The organism is Streptomyces sp. SudanB182_2057 (genome assembly GCF_964272715.1).
GTDB lineage: Bacteria > Actinomycetota > Actinomycetes > Streptomycetales > Streptomycetaceae > Streptomyces > Streptomyces rubradiris.
The window spans coordinates 5,990,315-6,013,542 of sequence record NZ_OZ186798.1; the positions used below are offsets into that span (position 1 = coordinate 5,990,315).

Here is a 23,228-nt window from a genome sequence, read left to right on the forward strand (position 1 = left end):
ATGACCACGGAAACCGCCGGCAGCCCCGCCACGGAGCCGATCCTGCTCGAACTCGTCGACGAGGAGGGCCGGACGATCGGTGTCGCCGAGAAGCTCTCGGCGCACCAGGCGCCCGGCCGTCTGCACCGCGCCTTCTCGGTGTTCCTGTTCGACACCGAGGGGCGCATGCTGCTCCAGCAGCGGGCGCTGACGAAGTACCACTCGCCGGGCGTGTGGTCCAACACCTGCTGCGGACACCCGTACCCGGACGAGCCCGCGCAGGAGGCGGCGGCCCGCCGTGTCGGCGAGGAGCTGGGCCTGCACGGCATCCCGCTGGAGCCGGCCGGCACGGTCACCTACGAGCACCCGGACGAGATCTCCGGCCTGGTCGAGAAGGAGTACAACCACCTCTTCGTCGGCCTGGTGAAGGACACCCCGGAGCCGGACCCCGCCGAGATCCACGACTACCGGTTCGTGACCCCTGATGAACTGGCCGCGCTGCGGGCCGGGACGAGCTTCTCGGCCTGGTTCCCCACCGTGCTGGAGGCGGCCCTGCCGGGCGTACGGCGCGTCGCCCCGGGTGGCGGCTGGTGACCGGCCCCTGACACCCGAAAGAGCCGCTGCCCACGGGGAGACCGTGGGCAGCGGCTCTTTCGCTCCTTCGCGCGAGCGGCTAGGCCAGGGCGCGCAGCACGCTGTCGTTGGCGTCGGTGTCGCCGACGGTGACGCGGACGCCCTCGCCGGCGTAGCAGCGGGCCTGGACGCCCTCGCCCGCCAGGGCCAGGCGGATGTCCTCGGCCCGCTCCGGTTCGTCCAGCCACAGGAAGTTGGTGTGGCTCGGCAGCACCTTCCAGCCGCCGCGGGCCAGCCCGCCGGACAGCCGCTCGCGCTCGCCGACGATGACGGCGATCCGCTCCTCCAGCTCCGGCTGGGCCCGCAGCGACGTCTCCACCGCCACCGCCGACAGGGTGCTCAGGGCGTACGGCAGCTGGTACCGGCCGATCCTCGCGGCCCACTCGGGGGACGTCACGCCGTACCCGACGCGCATATTGGCCAGCCCCCAGGCCTTGGAGAAGGTGCGCAGCACCAGCAGGTTCGGGAACTCCCGGATCCAGCCCAGCGAGTCCGTGCGGCCGGACGGGGCGACGAACTCGATGTACGCCTCGTCCAGGACCACCAGGACGTGCCCCGGGACCCGGGCGACGAACTCCTTCAGCTCGTCGCCGGGGACCAATTGGCCGGTCGGGTTGTGCGGGTTGCACACGATGACCGCGTCCGCGTCCTGGACCGCCTTCGCCAGCGCGTCGAGGTCCTGGTGCCCGCCCGGGAGCAGGGGCACCTCGACGCGGCGCGCCCCCACCATGTCGGCGAGCAGGGGATAGGCGTCGAAGTTGCGCCAGCCGTATGCCAGCCCCCCGCCGGCGGACACACTGGCCTGGAGCGCCTGGAGCGCGACGCCCACCGACCCCGCGCCGAGCACGACCTGCTCACCGGGCAGCCCCAGCCAGTCGGCGACGATCCCGCGCAGCCGCTCGGGATAGAACTCCGGGTACCGGTTGACCGCGGCGGCGTGCCGGGCGATCTCGGCGGCGACGGAGTCGAGCGGCGGCAGCGGGTGCTCGTTGAGGGTGAGCCGATGCGGCTGGGGCATCAGCCGACGCCCACCGAGGTCAGCAGGTCGCGCGCGTCCTGGAGCGTGGAGTCGGCGCCGAGCTCGTTGCCGTTCAGCGTCGGGGTGCCGAACTGCCGCTCCAGGGCCACGATGAACTCGACGACCCCCATCGAGTCCATGCCGGCGTCCTTGAACGACGCGCCCTCGAAGAGGCGGTCGGTGGACTGGGGGAACCGCTCGTCGAGGAGCGCCTTCAGGTTCTGGTCGATGGTGTTCATGACTCTCTTCTCTGTGGTCTTGGTGGAGGGTGCCGTCAGTCGGCGATCACCGTGAGGCCGCCGGGCCAGGTGAGCAGCGCCGAGCCCCAGGTCAGGCCGCCGCCGAAGCCGGTGAGGACCACCGGATCGCCCGCCCGCAGCCGCCCGTCGGCCGCACCCGCGGCGAGCGCGAGCGGGATGGAGGCGGCCACCGTGTTGCCGACCCGGTCGATGTTCTTCACGACGCGCTCGGCGGGCAGCCCGAGTTCCCGGGCGCAGGTGTCGAGGATCCTGACGTTCGCCTGGTGCGGGACCACGTGGGCGACGTCCTCGGGGGCCAGCGCGGCGGCGTCCAGGACCTTGCGCACCGACCCGGTCATGTACCGGACGGCACGGGTGAAGACCTGCGGGCCGTCCATGTGGAAATAGCCGTCGCCCGGGGCCGCCTCAGCCCCGCTCAGCCGCTGCTCGGAGCCCCCGCCGGGCACCGTGATGAGGTCCACTCCGGTGCCGTCGCTGCCCAGGTCGAAGCCGCGCAGAGCGCCCTCCTCGGCCGGGTCGCCGGCGCGCAGGACGACCGCGCCGGCGCCGTCGCCGAAGATGACCCGGGTGGTGCGGTCCCGCGGGTCGAGGATGGTGGAGAAGGTGTCCGCCCCGATCACCAGGGCGCTGTCCGCGACCTGACCGGTGATCAGCCCGGCCGCGGTGGCCAGCGCGTACACGAAGCCCGTGCACACGGCGGCCACGTCGAAGGCGCCGGTCCCGGTCAGCCCGAGCGAGGAGGCGACCACCGGGGCGGTCGCGGGGCAGGGGCGGTCCGGGGTGCTCGTGGCGACGATGACGACGTCGACGCGGTCGGTGCCGGCCGACTTCAGCGCCCGGCGCGCCGCCTCGGTGGCGAGGTGCCCGGTGCTCATGCCCGGCGACGCGATGTGCCGCTGGGCGATGCCGGTGCGGGTGCGGATCCACTCGTCGGAGGTGTCCAGCTCGGACGAGAGCATGTCGTTGGTGACCACGTGCGGCGGGAGCCAGGTGCCCAGGCCGCTCAGGATCGCCCCGCGGGTCATGCCCCGGTGCCCCGGAACGGCGGCCGGATGCGGTAACCGGCGCGGGTGGCCTGCTGGTTGGCCTTGCGGGCGCGGGCGATGGCCTTGGCCGTGCGCGGGATCATCCGGCCGGAGACGAAGTCGATGCCGCGCCGGGGGTTCTTGAAGAACGCGTAGTCGTCCTTGATCATCTCCGGGAACATGGCGTCGTGCGTCTGGATGTCGGTCTCCATGAAGATCCGCGCCGTCGGGTGCAGCGTCTGCGGCCACGAGCGGCCGGCGTCCAGGTGCCCCCGAGCGATGTCGATCTCGGACTGGATCAGCTCGCGCAGCGAGTCGCTGATGTAGCCGCTGCCGATCTGGCGGTCCAGGTCCGCCCGGGTCAGGCCGAAGCGGGCGAGGTGGTCCAGCGGGAGGTACAGCCGGCCCAGGTCCAGGTCCTCGCGCAGGTCCCAGATGAAGTCCAGCAGCTGGAAGGCCGTGATGGTGTGCCGGCACAGCTCCTCGGCGTCCTCGCTCAGCGGCTCGAAGATCTGGTTGATCCAGATCGCGGGCAGCAGCGTGACCGTCTCCAGGAAGTCGTCCAGCTCCTCCTGGTTGGCGTACTCGTACGTCGTCAGGGCCTTGCGGTGGCCGTCGACGAACTCGGGCACGCGCAGGTAGGGCAGGTCCCAGGTGCGCAGGGTGTGGACCAGGGCGCGGGCGAGGGCGGCGTCCGTCTGCTCCGACAGCGACAGCGGGTGCTCGCCGGCCAGGTCCTCGCCCTTGGCGACGGCCAGGTAGGTGCGCTGCCACTCGTCCAGCCGGCGGGCCCGGACGTCGACGCTGAGGTTGATGTCGTCGGCCAGGTCGTCGATGTAGCAGACGAAGGAGAAGAAGGTGTCGAAGTAGGGCCGCTTGGCCGGGTGCATCATGTAGCGGCCGAGGAAGCGGCCCCGCCCGATCTTGCGGAACAGCTGGGAGCTCGCGATGTAGTCGGCGCGCAGCCCGGAGTCCGTGATGCCTGCGAGGTCCAGCTCTTGCACTGTCATGTGAGTTCTTTCCGGTGGGGTCCGCGCGTCCCCGCGGCCCCGCCCGGCCGGATGCGGCGGCGGGGTGCCCCAAGGAGGGCGCGGACGAAGGCGTACGGAGGGCGACGCGTCAGAGAGCGCTGCCGGTCATCTCGTACGAGACGGCGGCCTGTCGTGGCCCGGGCACCGGCACGGTGGGGGCGTCGGCGGGCAGGAAGGAGGCGAAGGGCGGCTCCTCCTCCACGGTGAGCTTCAGTTCGAGGACCCCGGGCAGGTGCGCGTGGCGCCGGTACTCCGCCAGTCGCGCGGCCAGTTCGGCGGCGGTCCCGGCACTGCCGACCCACAGCCGGTCGGGCGAGCCCAGGCCCCGCGCCACCGTGCGCACGTCGACGGGCGTGTAGTCCACGGCGGTGATCCGGGAGTCGAAGAACCGCTGCTGGCGCGTGGCGCACATGCCGTGCATGCCGTTGTTGAAGACGACGTACAGGATGGGCAGGCCCAGCTCCACGGCGGTGTGCGCCTCCAGGCCGCTCATCAGGAACGCCCCGTCACCGCAGAACACCACGGTCCGGGTGCCCTCCGGCGAGCCGAGCTGGGCGCCGACGGCCGCCCCGACGCTGTAGCCCATGCTGCCCATGCCCAGCGCGATGGTGGAGGAGGAGCCGGCCGGCACGGACCCGTAGTGCATGGCGGCGACGGCGCAGTTCCCGGCGTCGTAGAGCAGGTGGCCGCCCTGCGGCAGGTGTTCCTGGAGCAGCCGGACGGCCTCACTCTGCAGCAGCGCGTCCCCGTCCCGCCCGCCGGTGCGCCCCGGGACGGGTACGGCGGGCCGGGCCACGAAGCGGGTCAGCTCGTAGCCGGTGACCGGCGGGGCCGTGAAGGGGCGCTCCGCGCGCAGCCGTTCCAGCAGCCGGAACACCTCGCCGATGTCCCCGCGGACGGTGGTGTCCGCCAGGCCCGAGCGCTCGATCTCACCGAGGTCGATGTTGACCGCGCCGGCCCGAGCGGGGTCCCAGTCGCCCAGCGCCCGCCGGGTCATCATGGCCAGTCCGGTGCCGACCAGGACCACGAAGTCCGACTTGGCCACGTACTCGGCGGCCGAGGGGTGGCCGCCCTCGCCGACGACGCCCAGGTACAGGTCGCTGTCGTTGGGGAACTCGCCGCGCGCGCCCATGGTGGTCACCACGGGGATCCCGGTCCGCTCGGCGAAGACGCGCACCGCCTCGGGATCGCAGGAGCGGCGGTTGCCGTGTCCGAGCAGCAGCACCGGGGCGACGGCCTCGCGCAGCCGGTCGAAGAGGGCGGACACCTCCGGCTCGGGCAGCGGTTCGGGCTCGATGAAGGCGCCGAGGTGGGCCGGCCAGTGGGCCGGGACGTCACCGACCTCCAGCTCGTAGACGTCCCGGGGCAGCAGCAGGGCCACCGGGCCCTTGCGGCCGCTCAGACAGGTGGAGACGGCGTCGCGCAGCAGGTCCCAGAAGCCCTCCGCCCCGGTGACCCGGACGGTCTTCTTGGTGATGGCCCGCAGCAGGGCCGGGCCGTCCACGGTCCGGCCGATGCCGGACGAGTCCTGGAAGGAGCCCCGGCCGTCCAGGGCGGCCGGCGGCTGCCCGACCAGCGCGAGGACCGGCACCGACTCCGCGTGGGACTCGGCCAGTCCGGCGATCAGGTTCATCATCCCGCCGCCGGAGGTGGAACAGCACACCCCCAGTGTGCGGTGCACCCGGGCGCGGGCGTCCGCCATGTTCGCCGCCCCGTCCTCCCGCTTGGCCAGCACGGACGTCAGACGGCCCTGACCGAGCCTGTCGATCGCGTCGTGGACGTGCTCGATGTTCGCGCCACTGACGCCGAATACGTATCTGGTGTCCAGATCGCGCAGTACCGTGACCAAGGCGTCGGCCAGCCGCATAAATCCCCCATGTGTGGCGTGTGCTTCGTCGTGGTGCGGTGCGGGGTGGCCGGGGCCGCCCCGCGGCGGGCTCAGGCCTTGCCGGCGCCGAAGCGGTGCTCCAGGATCCGCTTCAGGTTGCCCATCTCGATGCTGTGGCCGGCGTGGAAGACGGGCCAGATGTCACCGACCCAGACGCGGTCGGTGCGCGCCCGGCCCTCGGCGATGTAGTCCGGGACGTTCTCCGTCGTACGGTCGTAGTACGGGTGCTTGCAGTTGGTCCACAGCACCACGGTGCCCGGCTTGTTCAGCACCTTCGACGAGTCGATGATCGTCATGTAGTAGCGCATCCACAGCTCGTGGCCCTGGTCCCAGGCGCACGGGTAGACCACGAGACCGTGCTCGGGACCCTTCTGCGCCTCGGCGCGGATGTAGATGTCCGTGTTCGGCTGGATCATCTCGTCCGCGCGGTACAGACCGCCGCCGAGGTGCTTCATGTTGCGGATGCTGTACGTCCACTCCTCCAGGGAGCGGGCGTTGGCCGCGTACTCGAAGACGATGTCGTAGGGGACGTTGATGTGCTCGGCGAGGGAACAGTACTGACCGAAGATCTCCCCGTGGTCGTACGTCTCCTTCGTCCGGCTCTCCATGAGCTTCATCATGTCGTCCATGCCGGTGTTCTCGTTCCACACCAGGTCCAGGCCCTCCAGGTCGGACCGGTCCAGGACGTAGTTCTGGGCCAGACCCGACTCGTCGGGAACGCGCTGGGACATACTTCTCCTCATGCAGTGGTAAAAGAATGAACTAAATGCAGGGGAAGGGAACGGGCAGGCGGGTTGCCCCGGAAAGTCAGTTCCAGCGCCAGACCATGGAACCGACGAGTTCTCCGCCGTGCGAGAAGGTCGCGAACGCGATGAGATCGCCGGGCGAGATCATCTTCTTGTCGAGGGCGTCGGCGAACGTCACCGGAAGAGTGCCCTGGAACATGTTGCCGTAGGTGCCGAGCGTGTCGTGCGCCCGGGAATCGTCGAATCCGCAGCGCTTGCGCCACTCCGCGACGTATTTCTCGTTCGGCTGGTGGGTGATCAGGAAAGCGATGTCCTCGTTCTTCACACCGGCCTTCTCCAGCGCGATGTCGACCGCCTGGGGAAGCTGTTCCATGGTCACGGTGTACAGACGCGCCAGCATGGACTGGTCGAACTTCACGGTGAGCGCGCCGGAGCCGGCCGACCAGTAGGGGATCTCCATGCCCTCGACGGCGTACGGCTCGACCTTGAGCGCGCCCCAGTTCTCCCCGAAGGCCTGCTCGTGGACGGAGAGGATGGTCGGTTCGCCGCCGGCCGTGACGAGGGTGGCGGACGCGCCGTCACCGAGCACCCGGGACTCGGGCGCCTTCTGGAACTCGTCGAGACGGGAGACGAAGTTGGTGACCGTGACCACCGCGACCGTACGGTACTGGCCCGAGTCGATGAAGGCCCGGGCCGTGTTGATGGAGGAGATCCAGGAGCAGCAGCCGTTGTCCACCTGGAGCACGGCGGCCTTGGTGGCACCGACCGCGTACTGGATGGCCGTGCCCGTGCCGGGTGAGAAGGCGTCGTTCAACTGGGAGGCGCAGATGATGAGGTCGACGTCGGCCGCCGGTACGCCGTTGCGCTCCAGGAGCTTCTCGAGTGCCTTCGCGCCCAGCTGGGCTGACGTGTAGTCGGGCCAGGCGAAGCGCCGCTCGTGCACGCCCGCGAAGAACGCGTGGTCGCTGAGGTCGCCGCCCTCGCTCGGCAGCTCGCTGTTCCTGACCACCCGCTCCGGCATGAAATTAACCACGTCGACAATGCGAGTTTGTGACACGAATTTTTCCCCGTCTTTGTGCTGATGCTGCCCGCGGAAAATGCCGATCGGACATACCTCGGGGCCCCGTGAGAACAATGAGAAAGATCGTTGACCGGCCCCGCTTCCCCCGTCGTGTGCGCCGGCGACGGAGGGGAATTCCCTTGCGCGGTGAGAACGAAAATCACCTTATGATCACGGCGATAACGGATCGATACCGGCGAGGTAACCAGATGATAACGTTCGGTCGGCTGTTTGACCGAATCCCGCCATACCGCAGCGAGTTGATGATCCGTCGGGTACCGCCGTACGGCCGATTTACCGCAGCGGGCCGCTAAACGTGAGCTTTCTAACGCCGATTCACCGTTGGCCGGATTACGCGGTGCCGGACGGTGCCCGGCCGGACGGCGCCGGAGTCCGATCGTCCGGCTGTGCGCGGCCCCTTCCGGCCGGGGGCCGACGGGCGGTTCCGGCCCCTGTGTTCGAAACACCCCCGGCCGGAGTAATGGCCCGGCTATCCGGACAATCTGCGTAGTACGGTGTGAATACACCAAATCACGGCGGTCTGGAGCACTATGGGAAACCGGGACATGCCGGAAGGGCGCCCACGTGCCGAGCGGCCCGCCGGCGACGGTGTACACGGTGCCGTCTCCGTGGCCGATGAGGAGAATCCGTTCGCGGACCCCGGAGTGCCGCCGCACGAGCACCGGATCCAGGACATCGACGAGCGGGCCGCCAAGCGGTCCGAGCGCGCGGTGGCACTGCTGTTCACGGTGTCGATGCTGGCCACGATCGGCTTCATCGTCGCCTACCTGCTGATTCCCAACGACAAGTCGGTCTTCGTCTTCCCCCTCGGTCACGTGAGCGCGATGAACCTCGCGCTGGGCCTGACGCTGGGTGTGGCGCTGTTCTGCATCGGCGCGGGCGCGGTCCACTGGGCGCGCACCCTGATGTCGGACGTGGAGGTCGCCGACGACCGGCACCCGATCGAGGCGTCACCCGAGGTGCGGGACAAGGTCCACGCGGACTTCCGCCAGGGTGCCGCGGAGTCCGGGTTCGGCCGCCGCAAGCTGATCCGCAACACCCTGCTCGGCGCGATGGCGCTCGTGCCGCTGACCGGCCTGATGCTGCTCGGCGGCCTCGGACCGGCACCCGGCACCAAGCTGCGCCACACCCTGTGGGCCAGGGGCAAGCGCCTGGTCAACATGAACACCGGCCAGCCGCTGCGTCCCGAGGACGTGGCCGTCGGCTCGCTGACCTTCGCCAAGCCCGACGGCCTCGCGGAACACGACGAGGACTTCCAGGACGAGATCGCCAAGGCCGCCCTGATGATCGTCCGGCTCCAGCCCGACGACATCAAGGACAAGCGCGAGCTCGACTGGTCGCACCAGGGCGTCGTCGCCTACTCGAAGATCTGCACCCACGTGGGCTGCCCGATCTCGCTGTACGAACAGCAGACGCACCACGTGCTGTGCCCCTGCCACCAGTCCACCTTCGACCTCACCGACGGCGCCCGAGTGATCTTCGGCCCCGCCGGCCACGCCCTGCCGCAGCTGCGCATCGGCGTGGACAGCGAGGGTTACCTCCAGGCGCTCGGCGACTTCGAGGAGCCCGTCGGTCCTGCTTTCTGGGAGCGCGGATGACCACTGCAGCGAACGAAACCCCTCGACCCGGCGCGGCCGGCCGCTCTCGCGGGAAGGCGCCGGCCGGCGAGCGCCTCGCCGACTGGGCCGACGGACGGCTGGGGCTCTACGCCCTGGCCAAGGCCAACTTGCGCAAGATCTTCCCCGACCACTGGTCGTTCATGCTGGGCGAGATCTGCCTCTACTCGTTTCTGATCATCATCCTGACGGGTGTCTATCTGACGCTGTTCTTCCACCCGTCGATGAACGAGGTGGAGTACCACGGAAGCTACGTCCCGCTCCAGGGACAGCTGATGTCCGAGGCGTTCAACTCGACCCTGCACATCTCCTTCGACGTGCGCGGCGGCCTGCTCATGCGGCAGATCCACCACTGGGGCGCGGTCGTGTTCATCGCCGGGATGTTCGTGCACATGATGCGCGTGTTCTTCTCCGGCGCGTTCCGCAAGCCGCGCGAGCTGAACTGGCTGTTCGGCTTCCTGCTGTTCGTCCTCGGCATGTTCACCGGCTTCACCGGCTACTCGCTCCCGGACGACCTGCTCTCCGGCACCGGTGTCCGCTTCATGGAGGGCGCGATCCTGTCCGTGCCGATCGTCGGCACGTACCTGTCGTTCTTCCTCTTCGGCGGGGAGTTCCCCGGCCACGACTTCGTGGCCCGGTTCTACACCATCCACATCCTGCTGCTGCCGGGCATCATGCTGGGCCTCGTGGTGGCCCACCTGATCCTGGTCTTCTACCACAAGCACACCCAGTTCGCGGGCCCCGGCAAGACGGAGCAGAACGTCGTCGGCATGCCGCTGCTGCCCGTCTACATGGCCAAGGCCGGAGGCTTCTTCTTCCTGGTCTTCGGCGTCCTCGCGGCCCTGTCCGCCGTCGCCCAGATCAACCCGATCTGGGCCATGGGCCCCTACCGCCCCGACCACGTCTCCACCGGCGCCCAGCCCGACTGGTACATGGGCATGGCCGAGGGCCTCATCCGCGCCATGCCGGGCTGGGAGATCGACTTCTGGGGCCACACCCTCGTCCTGGGCGTGTTCATCCCGCTGGTCGTGTTCGGCCTGATCCTCGTGGCCATCGCGGTCTACCCGTTCATCGAGGCGTGGATCACCGGCGACAAGCGCGAGCACCACATCCTGGACCGCCCGCGCAACGCCGCCACCCGCACCGCGTTCGGCGTCGCCTGGCTGACCGTGTACTTCGTGATGCTGATCGGCGGCGGCAACGACATCGTCGCCACCCACTTCCACCTGTCGATCAACGCCGTGACCTGGTTCGTCCGGATCGCCTACTTCGTCGGCCCGGTCATCGCCTTCATCGTCACCAAGCGGATCTGCCTGGGCCTGCAGCGCCGGGACCGCGACAAGGTGCTGCACGGCCGCGAGACCGGCATCGTCAAGCGGCTCCCGCACGGCGAGTACATCGAGGTGCACGAGCCGCTCAGCCAGGAGCAGCTGCACACCCTCACCTCGCACAAGCAGTACACACCGGCCGAGATCGGCCCGACCGTCGACGAGAACGGCGTCGAGCGCAAGGTCCCGGCCTCGGAGAAGCTGCGCGTGAAGCTGTCCCACGCCTACTACGGCGAGGACAGCCAGATCCCCAAGCCGACCGTCGACGAGTACAAGGAGATCGCGAGCGGCCACGGCCACCACTGATCCCCGGCCGGTCCCCGGCGTGCCGAGGGGCCCCGTCCGCGACCCGGACGGGGCCCCTCGGCACGCCTCCGGCTGGATAGGGTGGTGTACGACGAGCAGGCATCTGGACAAGGAGCGGCTGATGAGCGCTGTGACCCCCGCTGGAGGCGACACCGCGGCGGGCCGCTCCTGGCCCGTCCTGCTGAACGGTCTGCTGGAGGGCCGGGACCTCGCCGCCGACGACACCGCCTGGGCGATGGACAAGATCATGCGCGGCGAGGCGACCGACGCGCAGATCGCCGGGTTCGCGGTGGCCCTGCGGGCGAAGGGGCAGACGGTCGAGGAGATCACCGGCCTGGTCCGCACCATGTACCGGCACGCGAACGTGATCGAGGTCCCCGGCCGCACCGTCGACATCGTCGGCACCGGCGGCGACGGGGCCAAGACGGTGAACATCTCCACGATGGCCTCGCTCGTCGTCGCCGGCACGGGCGCGAAGGTCGTCAAGCACGGCAACCGGGCGGCGTCCTCGGCGTCCGGCTCCTCCGACGTGCTGGAGAAGCTCGGGGTCAACCTCGACCTGACGCCCCGCCGGGTGGCCGAGGTCGCGGAGGAGGCCGGCATCACCTTCTGCTTCGCCGTGAAGTTCCACCCCGCGCTGCGCCACGTCGGCGCCGCGCGCGGCCAGTTGGGCATCCGGACGGTGTTCAACCTGCTCGGCCCGCTGACCAACCCGGCGCAGGTGAGGGCCCAGGCGATCGGCGTGGCCGTCGCCCGCGAGGCGCCGATCGTCGCGGGCGTGCTCGCCGAACGCGGCAACTCCTCGCTGGTCTTCCGCGGTGACGACGGGCTGGACGAACTGACCACGACCGCCACCTCCCGGGTGTGGGTGGTGCGCCACGGCAAGGTCACCGAGGAGTCCTTCGACCCCCGGGACGTCGGCATCGACCTGGTCCCGGTGGAGGCCCTGCGCGGCGGCGACCCGGCCCACAACGCGGAGGTGGCCCGCAGGCTGCTGGACGGCGAGCGGGGTGCCGTACGGGACGCCGTGGAGCTGAACGCGGCGGCGGCGCTGGTGGCCCTGGACCCGACGGACGAGCCGCTCGCCGACCAGATCCGCGCGGGCCTCGCAAAGGCCGCCGAGTCCATCGACTCCGGGGCGGCCCGGCGGGCGCTGGAGCGCTGGGTGGCCGCCAGCAACGCCTGACCGGCCCGGCAGGCAGGCCGTCCCGCGATCCGGACACCGGGTTGCGGGGCGGCGATCACTTCACGTACGTTCCTGTACCAGGTCATGAGTGACAGTCATGAGGCCCCGGCCGACTGTCCGGCAACCCTCCGTCCGTGGCGGGGTGCCCCGGGTGAAGACCAGGCCGTGGACAGCAAGGTCTGCGGCAAGCGCGGATCCCTCGTGCCACCAGGGATCCTGGTCGTCGAGGAGTCTTCCGTGAGCAAGCGAATGCGTTAGGGCCGCAGAGCCCCGCCTCCGCACACCCTTTCCCTTTTCCCTCGCTTTCCTTCAGCTTTCTCGTATTCCGTCACGGGAGTTCGCCATGTCTGTCTCCACCGCTGCCACCGACCAGTCGCTTTGCACCCCTCTGCCCGTTCTGGGGCGGGATGTCACCGTCCCGCTGGTCACCGGCGGGGAGGTCGCCTACGCGGCCCTCGACTACGCGGCCAGCGCCCCCGCCCTCCAGCGGGTCTGGGACGACGTCGCCGCCTACGCCCCGTACTACGGCAGCGTCCACCGCGGGGCCGGCTACCTCTCCCAGCTCTCCACCGACCTGTTCGAGAACGCCCGCAGGACGGTCGCGGAGTTCCTCGGCTGCCGAAGCGACGACCAGGTGGTCTTCACCCGCTCGACCACCGACTCCCTGAACCTGCTGGCCCGGGCGATCCCGGCCGGCTGCCAGGTCTTCGTGTTCGAGACCGAGCACCACGCCTCCCTGCTGCCCTGGCAGCACGCGGACGTCACCTACCTCGACGCCCCGCGCACCCCCGGCCAGGCCGTCCAGATCCTGGAGCGGGCCCTGGCCGGCCGCGACCCGTACGGCCCCGCCCTGGTCTGTGTCACCGGCGCCTCCAACGTCACCGGCGAGCTGTGGCCGGTGCGTGAACTGGCCGCCGCCGCGCACGCCCACGGCGCCCGGATCGTCCTGGACGCCGCCCAGCTCGCCCCGCACCACCCGGTGTCCGTCACCGACCTCGACGTCGACTGGATCGCCTTCTCCGGCCACAAGCTGTACGCCCCCTTCGGCTCCGGCGTCCTGGCCGGCCGCGCCGACTGGCTCCAGGCGGCCGAACCCTACCTCGCGGGCGGCGGCGCCAGCCGCCGGGTGACCCGGCGCGAGGACGGCGGGGTGGACGTCGAGTGGCACGAGACCGCGGCCCGCCACGAGGCCGGCTCCCCGAACGTCATCGGCGCCTACGCCATCGCCGCCGCCTGCAAGGCCCTCACCGAGGCCGGCTGGGACACCCTGGTCGCCCGCGAGCAGCACCTGATCGCCAAGGTCCGCGCGGGCCTGGCCGAGGTTCCCGAGGTGCGCGTGCTGTCCCTGTTCGGCGACGACGCCCCGCGCGTCGGCGTCCTCTCCTTCGTCGTCGACGGCTGGAACAGCTCCCACTTCGCCGCCGCGCTCTCCGCCGAGTACGGCATCGGCGTCCGCGACGGCCTCTTCTGCGCCCACCCGCTGGTGCGCACCCTGCTCGGCACCGACCCGCAGACCCAGGGCGAGTGCGGCGCCCCCGAGGCGGCCCCGGGCGAGAAGTCCCTGAACGCCATCCGCGTCAGCTTCGGCGCGGGCACCCCCGACGAGCACGTGGACCGCTTCGTGAACGCCGTCCGGGAACTGGTCCGGGACGGCGCGAAGTGGCAGTACCGCACGGAGGAGGGCCGCTGCGTACCGGCGGTGTGAGCGGCGCCCGGCGGCCGGGCGGGCGCGTAGGACGTGGCGGATGCCCCCGGGCGCGGACACGCGGGCCGTCGCCCTCGTAGGCACCACCCTGTTCGCGGCCCGGGCCGCCGACGGCTCCCGGGCCTGCGGCCCGCCGCGGCGGCACCGGCAGTGGCGGTGCGGCGGTGTGGAGCCGGTCTAGCTGTCCAGGCCGATCGCGAACGCGGCTTCCAGGTCGTGCTGGGAGTAGGTGCGGAACGCGACGTGCGTGTCCGTGCCCCGCACGCCGGGGATCTTGCTGATGCGGCCGGGGATGACCTCGGCGAGGTCCTCGTGCCGGGCCACCCGGACCATGGCGATCAGGTCGTACGTACCGGTGACCGAGAAGACCTCGCTCACGTTCTCCAGCGCGGCGATCCGTTCGGCGATCTCGGGGATCCGGTCCACGCTGGTCTTGATCAGGACGATCGCGGTGATCACGGTTGTCTCTCTCCCTCGGTGACCGGAGCCGGTGCGCCCTTCACTCTAGTCGCCCGCCCGTCGCCCACCGCCCCGCCGGCGTCGTCCTTCGGGCCCTTGCGCCGTCCGTAGCGCACCCACGCGTAACCGAAGCCCAGGCCGAAACCCACCAGGTGGGCGAGGTAGGCCACCCCGGGCCCGTCGGGGGCGCGCTCGGCCGCCAGCCACTGCAGGGCCGCCCAGCAGGGCAGCACGACCCAGGCCGGGAAGCGCAGCGGCAGGAAGAACAGGAACGGCAGCAGACTGGTCACCCGCGCGCGGGGGAACAGGTACAGGAAGGCTCCGAGGACCGCCGAGACCGCACCGGAGGCGCCGACCAGCGACTCTCCGGAAGCGGCGTTGGCCACCGCGTAGCCGAGCAGGGCGCCACAGCCGCAGCCGACGTAGAAGAGGGTGAACTCCACCCGGCCCATCCGCTCCTCGGTCATCGCTCCGAAGACGAAGAGGAAGAGCATGTTGCCGAGCAGGTGCACCCAGCTGCCGTGCACGAACAGCGCGGTGGCCGGGGTGAGCGCGGCCCCGGCGGGCCCGTCGAACAGCTCGGCCGGGACCACCCCCCAGCGCCGGAAGTACGCCCGCTGCGCGGCGAGCAGCGCGTCCCCGGTGCCGTACCCCGGCACCAGCCCGGAGGCCGGGCCGAGGGCGAAGAGCACACAGCACAGGGCGATGAGGCCGTATGTCACCGGCGCCGGGGTGTCCCGGACCGCTCCGAGGGTCCTGCCGGCCGCCGTGCTCCTGGGGCTGATCATGACTACAGAGCATGACGTAACGGGACGCAAGCTGACAGACCGCCTCGCCGCTCGGAAGGGACGGGCGGCGAGCGGCCGCCAGGCCGTAGGGTTACGAGCCACACGCGTCGGGGAGCGGCGCGGACCGACACGAGAAGGAAGCGAACCAGCGCGATGACGGTTCCCCTGCCGACCGCCACGACCCGGTGGCGCTGCACCCTCTGCGGCAACCTCACCCGTTTCGACGTGACCCGCTCGTCGAAGGTCGTCGAGTTCACGCACCTGGATCTGGCCGGTGAGCCGACGGTGGAGGAGCGCGAGGTGGTCAGTGAGACCATCGAATCGGTGCGCTGCCGCTGGTGCAACGCGGTGGACCAGGTGGAACTCGTGGACAGGCCGGGCGCCGGCTCCTGAGCGGAGCGGCCCCCAAAGGGACATTTTCGGTATTGGGGTGTGTGACGGATGGTGGAGACCGCAGGCGGGGGGCCGGGCGACGGCACCGCTGAGGTGCTTGACCGTCCGCTGCCCGACGGCGTGCGCCGGCGGGTCGTACAGATCGTGTCGGACGGCTTCGGCGGGCTGACCCTGGCGGAACTGCCCGCCCAGCTGCGGCAGTACGCGCGGTTCGCCCCGAATCGCCGGGCGAAGTTCGCCGGGAACGCGATGGCGGCGGCGCTGGAGACCGACGCGCTGTTCCGGCAGCGGATCGGCGAGCGGTTCCGGGAGGCGCAGCCGGAGCTCGCCGGCGCCCTCGACGCGGGCTCCCCGCCCCCGGCCGCCGACCCGCTCGACGTGGCGGCCGCCGCCTATGTGCTGCGCCCGGCGGGCTGGGTCAAGCTGGTCACCGCGGCCGGCGAGGAGGCCCAGCGCGCGGACGCCGAGCGGGCCGGCGAGGAGAGCCGGGCCGAGCTGGAGCGGCTGCGCGCGGAGCTGGCGCAGGCCCGCGAGCACACCCGGACCGAGACCGAACGGCTGCGTACGGAGCTGGAGTCGGCGCGGAAGGAAGCGGAGTCGCTGCACCGCAAGCTGCGCGCCGCGCTCAGCGACGTCAAGCGGGGCGAGGCGGCGCTGCGCAAGGCGCACGGCGAGATCGACGCCGTACGCGCCGAGACGCACGCGCGGGTGTCGGCCGCGGAGAGCGAGTCCCGGCGGCTCAAGGCCCGCCTCGGCGAGGCCGAGGCCGCGCTGGAGGCGACCCGCCGGGCGGCCCGGGAGGGCCGCAGCGTGGAGGACATGCGGGTACGGCTGCTGCTCGACACCCTGCTGGACGCCACCCAGGGACTCAGGCGCGAACTCGCCCTGCCACCGGTGTCGGTGCGGCCGGCCGAGACGGTCGACGCGGTGGAGCCGGGCCGGATGACCCCGAAGGACATCGCGGCGCGCGCCCTGTCGGAGAACGACCCGGCGATTCTCGACCAGTTGCTGGCGCTGCCGCAGGCGCACCTGGTCGTCGACGGCTACAACGTGACCAAGACCGGCTATCCGCAGATGCCGCTGGAGAAGCAGCGGCTGAGGCTGCTCGGCCAGCTCTCGGCGCTCGCCGCGCAGACCGGGGCCGAGGTCACCTGTGTCTTCGACGGTGCCGAACTGGCCGCGCCGGTACTGCTCGCTCCGCCGCGCGGAGTGCGGGTCCTGTTCTCGAAGCCGGGCGTGACCGCCGACGAGCTGATCCGGCAGCTGGTGCGCGCCGAGCCGCCGGGACGCCCGGTCATCGTCGCCTCCACCGACCGGGAGGTGGCCGACGGGGTCGCCAAGGCGGGAGCCCGGCCGGTGGCCTCCGCGGTGCTTCTGAAGCGGTTGGCCTGAAGGTGTCCCTAAGGTCCAATAGGCGCCGATAACGTCCGAATTGACCTTGTCATCGCGCGACGTAGGGTCAGTCGTGCCTCACTGCACGTGAGTTGTGTGCAAAGAATGCATGGCGTGACGGGTTTTTTTGCCGTGAGGATTTGAACTGATCACAACTAGGTCACTAGGGTCTGGCTCGAACCTCCGAACGGGTGATCACTCTCAAGAAGGAGTTCCCCCTCCGTGGCGTCCCATCGTCGACCCAAGCAGCCGAGTCGCACCCGCGTGACCGTGCTGACCACCGCAGCCGCCGCTGCCGTCGCGCTCAGCGCGAACGCCGCCAACGCCGCCCCCAGCGAGAAGCTGAGCAAGGACGAGGTGAAGGCGAAGGTCGACAAGCTCTACGAGCAGGCCGAGCAGGCGACCGAGAAGTACAACGGCGCCAAGGAGAAGCAGCAGAAGCTGCAGAAGGACATCTCCACCATCCAGGACAACGTCGCCCGCGGCCAGGAGGAGCTCAACAAGCTGCGCGACGGCCTGGGTTCGCTGGCCACCGCCCAGTACCGCTCCGGTGGCATCGACGCCTCGGTCCAGCTGTTCCTGTCCTCGAACCCGGACGACTACCTCGACAAGGCGTCCACGCTCGACCAGTTGAGCAGCCAGCAGGTCGACGCGCTGAAGAAGATCCAGGACAAGCAGCGCGAACTCGCCCAGGAGCGGGCCGAGGCCACCGAGAAGCTCAAGGACCTCTCCGCCACCCGCACCGAACTGGGCAACAAGAAGAAGGAAGTCCAGGCCAAGCTCGGCGAGGCCCAGCGGCTGCTGAACACCCTGACCGCCAAGGAGAAGCAGCAGCTCGCCGAACAGGAGCAGAAGCGCGCCCAGGAGAGCCAGGAGCGCGCCAGCCGCTCCACCGGCACCGGCGAGCGCCCCGACCTCGGCGGGTCCCTGCCCGGCTCCGGCCGGGCCCAGGGGGCCTTCTCCGCCGCCCAGACCAGGATCGGCTCGCCGTACGTCTACGGCGCCACCGGCCCCTCCTCCTTCGACTGCTCGGGCCTGACCTCCTGGGCCTACGCCCAGGCCGGCGTCTCCATCCCGCGCACCTCCGAGGCGCAGTCCCAGATCGGCACGCGGATCACCTCGGTCGGCGATCTGAAGGTCGGCGACCTGGTCTTCTTCTTCAACGACCTGCACCACGTCGGCCTGTACGCGGGCAACGGCCAGGTCCTGCACGCCCCGCGCACCGGCACGGTCGTCCGGTACGAGTCCATGAACACCATCGGCGGTCCGTTCATGTGGGGCGTGCGCGTCTGAGACCCCCGCGACACACGGACCCGGTGGCGCCCGAACGGGCGAATCACCGGAACCGGAACTGACCCCTCGCCCCGCCGGTGACCTGCGTCAGCGGCGGGGCGTCAGCATGTGTTGACGCCGAGGTCTTTGGTCCGGGCCCCCGCGCGCGGCTACTGTCTGCCGCGTTTCCCGGCGCCGGGGCCTCCCCGTCCCCGGCGCCGGGGCAACGGGTCAGACGTCCGCCAGCAGAAGGACTGCCGTGGGGTCCCATCGCCGCCTTGCACCGTCCGGATTCGACCGGGGCGCCGCCGCCCTGTGCGTGCTGTCGGCCGCGGCGGCACTCGGCGCCGTACCGGCACACGCGGCGCCGGGCGCCGGCGCCCGCGCCGAACTGGACCGGCTGTACGCGGAGGCCGAGAAGGCCACTCAGGACTACGACAAGGCCGACGAGCGCGCCGGTGAACTGCGCCGTCGGCTGCGCGTCACCCGGGACCACCTGGCCCGGCAGCAGCAGCGCGTCAACGACCTGCGGCAACAGCTCGGTTCGCTGGCCGGCGCGCAGTACCGGTCCGGCGGCCTCGACCCGGCCGTGGCCCTGTTCTTCTCCGCCGGGCCCGAGGACTACCTGGACAAGGCGGCCCTGCTCGACCGCCTCGGCGCCCGGCAGGCCGGCCGGCTGGGGGAGTTGCGGTCCGCGCTGCGCCAACTCGCCCAGGAGCGCGCCGAGGCCGCCGACACCCTCGCCGAACTGGAGCGCGGCCGCCGGGCCGTGGCCGCCCACAAGCGGGCCGTGGAGCGCAAGCTCGCCCGGGCCCGGCAGCTGATCGACGCCATGTCCGCCGGTGAACGCGCCGCCCTGGCCCGGGCCTCCCGCGGCAGCCGCCCGGACCTGCCCGGCCCGGCCGGGGCCGACGCCCCCGACGGCCGGGCCGCCGCCGCCCTGGCCGCCGCCCGCGCCGCCCTCGGCCGCCCCTATGTGTGGGGCGCCAACGGCCCGGCGGGCTTCGACTGTTCGGGCCTGACGCAGTGGGCGTACGCGCAGGCCGGCATCCGGCTGCCGCGCACCTCGCAGGAGCAGCGGTCCGCCGGCCGGCGGGTCCCGCTCTCCCAGGCCCGCCCCGGTGACCTGGTCGTCTACCGCTCCGACGCCAGCCATGTGGCGCTGTACGCGGGCCACGGCCAGGTCATCCACGCGCCGTACCCCGGCGCCCCGGTGCGCTACGACCCGGTCGGCATGATGCCGGTCTCCTCGGTCACCCGGCCCTGACCGGGCCGCACGCCGTACCATCGGGAAGTGGCTGGTCGCGGGCGGGCGTTGAGGATCGGAGCCGTAGGGCTCGCACTGGTGCTGCCGCTCACCGGGTGCGAGGGGCGGCCGACGGCCGATCCGGTGCGCACCGAGGTGCAGCGGATGCTGGACCGGCGCTCCGCCGCGCTGCTCGGCCACGACGAGCAGGCGTACGCCGAGACGGGCACCCGCGCCCAGTACACCCGGCTGCGCGCCCTGCCGCTGGCCTCCTTCGCCTACCGGGTCACCGCCGTGCGCCGCACCGCCTCCGGGGCCACCGCCGACGCCGAGCTGAGCTACCGCGTCGCCGGCTACGACAAGGCCCCGGTCGACGCCCGCCGCACCCTCACCCTGGCCCGCACCGCCGACGGCCACTGGTACGTCGCCACCGACCGGCCCGCCCGGGAGGCCGGGCAGCAACTGTGGGACCAGGGAACGGTGAGTGCCGTCCGGGGCACGCACAGCCTGGTGCTCGGCACCGGCGGCCCGGACGGCCTCTCCGGGTTCGCGCGGCTGGCCGACCGGGCCGTCCCGGCCGTCTCCGGGGTGTGGGGCACGGGCTGGAGCCGCCGGGTGGTCGTCCTCGTCCCCGAGTCGCTGGCGGACATGGCGGCCCTCCTCGGCGCGCCGGCCGCCGACTACAAGGGCATCGCGGCGGTCACCACGGGCGAGGCGGGCGGCGCGGGGCGGGCGCCCGCGGACCGGGTGGTGGTCAACCCGGAGGCGTACGCGATGCTCGGCGACGCCGGCAGGCAGATCGTCCTCACCCACGAGACGACCCACGTGGCCACCCGGGCGGACACCACCGCCGCCACCCCGCTGTGGCTGTCCGAGGGCTACGCCGACTGGATCGGCTACCTCGACACCGGCCGCACCCCGGCCGAGGCCGCCCCCGAACTGGCCCGCGCCGTCCGGGAGGGCGAGGTGCCCCGGGCCCTGCCCGACGACAAGGACTTCGGCTTCACCAGCGACCCCGTGAAGCTGGCGCGGGCCTACGAGAGCGGCTGGCTGGCCTGCCGGATGATCGCCGAGCAGTGGGGCGCGGCCCGGCTCGGCGCCTTCTACCGCGCGGTCGGGGCCCACGCCGAACGTCCCGGCGCGATCGAGGAGGCCCTGCGCGAGGTCCTCGGCACCACCCCGCGGGCGTTCACCGCCCGCTGGCGGTCCTACGTCACGGCCCGGTTGCGCTGAGCGGGCCCCCGCCCCAAGGAAAGCACGGCTGCCCGGGGCCGCCCCCGGGTCAGGAGGACAGCGGGGCCCGGGTGGGGCGGGTGCACCGAGGGGGCGGCGGGGCGGCCGGGCGGGGTGGGACGGTGGCGCGCCACAGGCGGCGGGCCGCGGTGAGGGTGGCCGCGACCAGCAGGCCGTTGCGCAGCACCAGCAGCGTGATGCCGTAGCCGTCGCTCAGCACCACGTGCGAGAAGCCGAGCGGGAACTCCAGGACCGTCAGGAAGGACGCCCCCGTGATCATCAGCGCGGGCCCTCCCATCCGGCTCGCCCGGTGCGTCAGGCACACCGCGGCCAGGCCGACCAGCCACACCAGGTACTGCGGGCTGATCACCCGGCTGGTCACCGTGAACAGCAGCACCGCCGTCAGGGCCGCGTCGGCGAGGACGGCGCCCGTCAGTTCCCCCGCCCGCAGCCGCCACAGCAGCAGCCAGCCGAACGCGGCCCCGGTCAGCGCCAGCGCGGCCGTGCTCACCACGCTCACCCACGGGCCCAGGAACTCGATCGAGCCGTAGTTCAGCAGCACCTCGCCGCGCCAGCCGAAGTGCCGGGCCACGTGGAAGACCAGGCCGCCCAGCGACTCCACCTCGGTGCCCCTCTCCCGCTGGAAGGTCAGGAACGCGAACGCCCCCGGCATGGACACCGCGAACAGCAGCGCGACGCCCGCCCCGGTCACCGCCGCCGACACCCACGCCCGCCGCCGGACGGCCCCGGCCAGCAGCAGCGCCGGCCACACCTTCACCAGCGCCCCGAGCGCGGCCAGCGCCCCCAGCACCCGCGGATGCCGGGCCCCGGCCAGCAGCGCCGCCACGGCCACCGCCGTCACCATCAGGTCGTAGCGGGCGTACACCGTCGGCCCGAGCAGCGGCACGCCCGCCACCCACACCCAGGCCCCGCGCCGGGACCGGCCGGGCCGGCCGCCCGCGTACGCCAGCAGCGCCAGCACCACGGCGTCGGACAGGCACGCCAGGACGAAGAAGGCGTGCGCGTACGACAGGAAGGGCAGGGCGGCGGGGGAGAGGATCGCGAGGGCCGCGGCGGGCGGGTACTGCCAGGTGACGTCGTCCAGCGGGAACGTGCCCTGGCGCAGCACCTCGTACCAGCCGCGGTAGATCACCGACACGTCCGTGGTGACGTCCGGACCCGGGAAGACGTACACCCGGAACACGCACAGCAGCAGCGCCGCGCGGGTCACCGCCCAGACCGCGAGCAGCCACAGCGGGGACCGTCCGGCGCCCTTGGTCTCCACGTGCTCCCCTGCCGTTCGAATCCGCTCGAATCCGTCGCGAGCGACCATGATGTCCCCCGATCCTGTGCGCGTGCCACGGGGACCCGGCCGCGCCCGGCCGGGGACGGCCCGTTCGGTAGGGTCGGCGGCGATGCGAAAGACCCTGATCGTCACCAACGACTTCCCGCCCCGGCCGGGCGGCATCCAGGCCTTCCTGCACAACATGGCCCTCCGTATGGACCCCGGCCGGCTGGTCGTCTACGCCTCCACCTGGAAGCGCGGCCGGGAGGGCGCCGAGGCCACCGCCGCGTTCGACGCCGAGCAGCCCTTCACCGTCGTCCGCGACCGCACCACCATGCTGCTGCCCACCCCGGCGGCCGCCCGGCGCGCGGCCGGGCTGCTGCGCGAGCACGGCTGCACCGCGGTGTGGTTCGGCGCGGCGGCCCCGCTCGGGCTCATGGCCCCCGCGCTGCGCGAGGCGGGCGCCGAGCGGCTGGTGGCCACCACCCACGGGCACGAGGCCGGCTGGGCCCAGTTGCCCGCCGCCCGGCGGCTGCTGCGCCGCATCGGGGAGTCCACGGACACGCTCACCTACCTCGGCGAGTACACCCGCTCCCGGATCGCCACCGCCCTGACCCCGGCGGCGGCCTCGCGGATGGCGCACCTGCCGCCGGGGGTCGACGAGAAGACCTTCCATCCCGGCTCCGGCGGCGACGCGGTCCGCGCGCGGCTCGGCCTCACCGACCGGCCGGTCGTCGTCTGCGTCTCCCGGCTGGTGCCGCGCAAGGGCCAGGACACCCTGATCCGGGCCATGCCCCGGATCCTGACCGCCGAACCGGACACCGTCCTGCTGATCGTCGGCGGCGGCCCCTACGAACGCGACCTGCGGCGCCTGGCCCGGGAGACCGGCGTCGCCGGCTCGGTGCGCTTCACCGGCGCCGTGCCCTGGCCGGAGCTGCCCGCGCACTACGGCGCCGGGGACGTGTTCGCCATGCCCTGCCGCACCCGGCGCGGCGGCCTGGACGTGGAGGGCCTCGGCATCGTCTACCTGGAGGCGTCCGCGACCGGCCTGCCCGTCGTCGCGGGCGACTCGGGCGGCGCCCCCGACGCGGTCCTGGACGGCGAGACCGGCTGGGTGGTCAGGGGCGGCGAGCCCGCCGAGGCCGCCGACCGCATCGTGACCCTCCTGAAGGACGCCGGACTGCGCCGCCGGATGGGCGAGCGGGGCCGCCGCTGGGTGGAGGAGAAGTGGCGCTGGGACCTGCTGGCGGAGAACTTGAAGGCTTTGCTGTAGTGCGGCGCCCCGAAAGGGGCGCGAGGAACGGCGCGAGCGACCACGCGACACGGAAAGCCGCCGACGCACCGCACCCGGCACCCCG

The 23,228-nt window shown here is 72.1% G+C and carries 22 protein-coding genes and 1 riboswitch; of the genes, 12 read left to right on the forward strand and 10 right to left on the reverse strand.

Annotated elements, in window-relative coordinates; genetic code table 11:
* The gene (gene idi, locus ACSURM_RS26525; protein WP_436958257.1) at positions 1-573 is read left to right on the forward strand and encodes an isopentenyl-diphosphate Delta-isomerase; all 573 of its coding nucleotides are present in this window, start codon (positions 1-3) and stop codon (positions 571-573) included.
* 79 nt (positions 574-652) lie between these two features.
* On the opposite strand, the gene ACSURM_RS26530 is transcribed toward idi, so the two are convergent.
* From ACSURM_RS26530 to ACSURM_RS26560, 7 genes are all read right to left on the reverse strand, one after another.
* Entirely contained in the window at positions 653-1,630 is a 978-nt protein-coding gene (locus ACSURM_RS26530; RefSeq protein ID WP_436958258.1) for an aminotransferase class I/II-fold pyridoxal phosphate-dependent enzyme, read from the reverse strand.
* Complete coding sequence (locus tag ACSURM_RS26535; protein ID WP_030783257.1) at positions 1,630-1,869, reverse strand: acyl carrier protein; 240 nt, start codon at positions 1,867-1,869, stop codon at positions 1,630-1,632. Before ACSURM_RS26535 ends, ACSURM_RS26530 begins: the two co-directional genes overlap by 1 nt.
* A gap of 35 nt (positions 1,870-1,904) precedes the next feature.
* Positions 1,905-2,915, reverse strand: a complete 1,011-nt coding sequence (locus ACSURM_RS26540; RefSeq protein WP_436958259.1) for a beta-ketoacyl-ACP synthase III — start codon at positions 2,913-2,915, stop codon at positions 1,905-1,907.
* Entirely contained in the window at positions 2,912-3,925 is a 1,014-nt protein-coding gene (locus tag ACSURM_RS26545) for a phytoene/squalene synthase family protein (RefSeq protein ID WP_436958260.1), read from the reverse strand. Before ACSURM_RS26545 ends, ACSURM_RS26540 begins: the two co-directional genes overlap by 4 nt.
* 109 nt (positions 3,926-4,034) lie before the next feature.
* Complete coding sequence (locus tag ACSURM_RS26550; RefSeq protein WP_436958261.1) at positions 4,035-5,813, reverse strand: thiamine pyrophosphate-binding protein; 1,779 nt, start codon at positions 5,811-5,813, stop codon at positions 4,035-4,037.
* Between the two features lie 71 nt (positions 5,814-5,884).
* Positions 5,885-6,565: a hypothetical protein gene (locus ACSURM_RS26555; RefSeq protein WP_436958262.1), complete on the reverse strand. Its 681-nt coding sequence runs from the start codon at positions 6,563-6,565 to the stop codon at positions 5,885-5,887.
* A 76-nt stretch (positions 6,566-6,641) separates the two neighbouring features.
* Positions 6,642-7,613: a 3-oxoacyl-ACP synthase III family protein gene (locus ACSURM_RS26560; RefSeq protein ID WP_436958263.1), complete on the reverse strand. Its 972-nt coding sequence runs from the start codon at positions 7,611-7,613 to the stop codon at positions 6,642-6,644.
* Positions 7,614-8,191: 578 nt separating this feature from the next.
* Between ACSURM_RS26560 and qcrA the strand changes: the two genes are divergently transcribed.
* The 5 genes from qcrA (at position 8,192) to ACSURM_RS26585 (ending at position 13,983) form a co-directional block, all read left to right on the forward strand.
* Positions 8,192-9,259 carry a cytochrome bc1 complex Rieske iron-sulfur subunit gene (gene qcrA, locus ACSURM_RS26565; RefSeq protein WP_436958264.1) on the forward strand — a complete coding sequence of 356 codons (1,068 nt, stop codon included), beginning with the start codon at positions 8,192-8,194 and terminating at the stop codon, positions 9,257-9,259.
* Entirely contained in the window at positions 9,256-10,911 is a 1,656-nt protein-coding gene (gene qcrB, locus ACSURM_RS26570) for a cytochrome bc1 complex cytochrome b subunit (protein WP_436958265.1), read from the forward strand. The genes qcrA and qcrB overlap by 4 nt, the downstream gene beginning before the upstream one ends.
* A 121-nt stretch (positions 10,912-11,032) precedes the next feature.
* Positions 11,033-12,097, forward strand: a complete 1,065-nt coding sequence (gene trpD, locus ACSURM_RS26575) for an anthranilate phosphoribosyltransferase (RefSeq protein WP_436958266.1) — start codon at positions 11,033-11,035, stop codon at positions 12,095-12,097.
* An 80-nt stretch (positions 12,098-12,177) separates the two neighbouring features.
* A riboswitch (SAM riboswitch) is annotated at positions 12,178-12,294 on the forward strand.
* Between the two features lie 146 nt (positions 12,295-12,440).
* Positions 12,441-13,802, forward strand: coding sequence for an aminotransferase class V-fold PLP-dependent enzyme (locus ACSURM_RS26580; RefSeq protein ID WP_436958267.1), 1,362 nt, complete (start codon positions 12,441-12,443; stop codon positions 13,800-13,802).
* Between the two features lie 40 nt (positions 13,803-13,842).
* On the forward strand, positions 13,843-13,983 hold the full coding sequence (locus ACSURM_RS26585) for a hypothetical protein (protein WP_436958268.1): 141 nt from the start codon (positions 13,843-13,845) through the stop codon (positions 13,981-13,983).
* On the opposite strand, the gene ACSURM_RS26590 is transcribed toward ACSURM_RS26585, so the two are convergent.
* Together ACSURM_RS26590 and ACSURM_RS26595 are read right to left on the reverse strand one after the other, a co-directional pair.
* Positions 13,980-14,261: an Lrp/AsnC family transcriptional regulator gene (locus tag ACSURM_RS26590; protein ID WP_436958269.1), complete on the reverse strand. Its 282-nt coding sequence runs from the start codon at positions 14,259-14,261 to the stop codon at positions 13,980-13,982. The two genes, ACSURM_RS26585 and ACSURM_RS26590, sit on opposite strands and share 4 nt — an antisense overlap.
* Entirely contained in the window at positions 14,258-15,049 is a 792-nt protein-coding gene (locus ACSURM_RS26595; protein WP_436958270.1) for a rhomboid family intramembrane serine protease, read from the reverse strand. Before ACSURM_RS26595 ends, ACSURM_RS26590 begins: the two co-directional genes overlap by 4 nt.
* 153 nt (positions 15,050-15,202) lie before the next feature.
* On the opposite strand from ACSURM_RS26595, the gene ACSURM_RS26600 reads away from it, so the two are divergent.
* The 5 genes from ACSURM_RS26600 (at position 15,203) to ACSURM_RS26620 (ending at position 20,585) form a co-directional block, all read left to right on the forward strand.
* A complete protein-coding gene (locus ACSURM_RS26600; RefSeq protein ID WP_189996535.1) occupies positions 15,203-15,442 on the forward strand; it encodes a hypothetical protein in 240 nt (79 codons plus the stop codon).
* A 48-nt stretch (positions 15,443-15,490) separates the two neighbouring features.
* Positions 15,491-16,834: an NYN domain-containing protein gene (locus tag ACSURM_RS26605; RefSeq protein WP_436958271.1), complete on the forward strand. Its 1,344-nt coding sequence runs from the start codon at positions 15,491-15,493 to the stop codon at positions 16,832-16,834.
* Between the two features lie 222 nt (positions 16,835-17,056).
* Positions 17,057-18,127, forward strand: coding sequence for an NlpC/P60 family protein (locus ACSURM_RS26610; RefSeq protein ID WP_436958272.1), 1,071 nt, complete (start codon positions 17,057-17,059; stop codon positions 18,125-18,127).
* A gap of 238 nt (positions 18,128-18,365) precedes the next feature.
* Entirely contained in the window at positions 18,366-19,373 is a 1,008-nt protein-coding gene (locus ACSURM_RS26615; RefSeq protein WP_436958273.1) for an NlpC/P60 family protein, read from the forward strand.
* A gap of 27 nt (positions 19,374-19,400) precedes the next feature.
* Positions 19,401-20,585: a hypothetical protein gene (locus ACSURM_RS26620; protein WP_436958275.1), complete on the forward strand. Its 1,185-nt coding sequence runs from the start codon at positions 19,401-19,403 to the stop codon at positions 20,583-20,585.
* Between the two features lie 49 nt (positions 20,586-20,634).
* Here the strand turns inward: ACSURM_RS26620 and ACSURM_RS26625 are convergent, their stop codons facing one another.
* The gene (locus tag ACSURM_RS26625) at positions 20,635-21,870 is read right to left on the reverse strand and encodes a glycosyltransferase 87 family protein (RefSeq protein ID WP_436961190.1); all 1,236 of its coding nucleotides are present in this window, start codon (positions 21,868-21,870) and stop codon (positions 20,635-20,637) included.
* A gap of 130 nt (positions 21,871-22,000) precedes the next feature.
* Here ACSURM_RS26625 and ACSURM_RS26630 point away from each other — a divergent pair, with 130 nt between their 5' ends.
* The gene (locus ACSURM_RS26630) at positions 22,001-23,143 is read left to right on the forward strand and encodes a glycosyltransferase family 4 protein (protein WP_436958276.1); all 1,143 of its coding nucleotides are present in this window, start codon (positions 22,001-22,003) and stop codon (positions 23,141-23,143) included.
* Positions 23,144-23,228 lie beyond the last annotated feature (85 nt).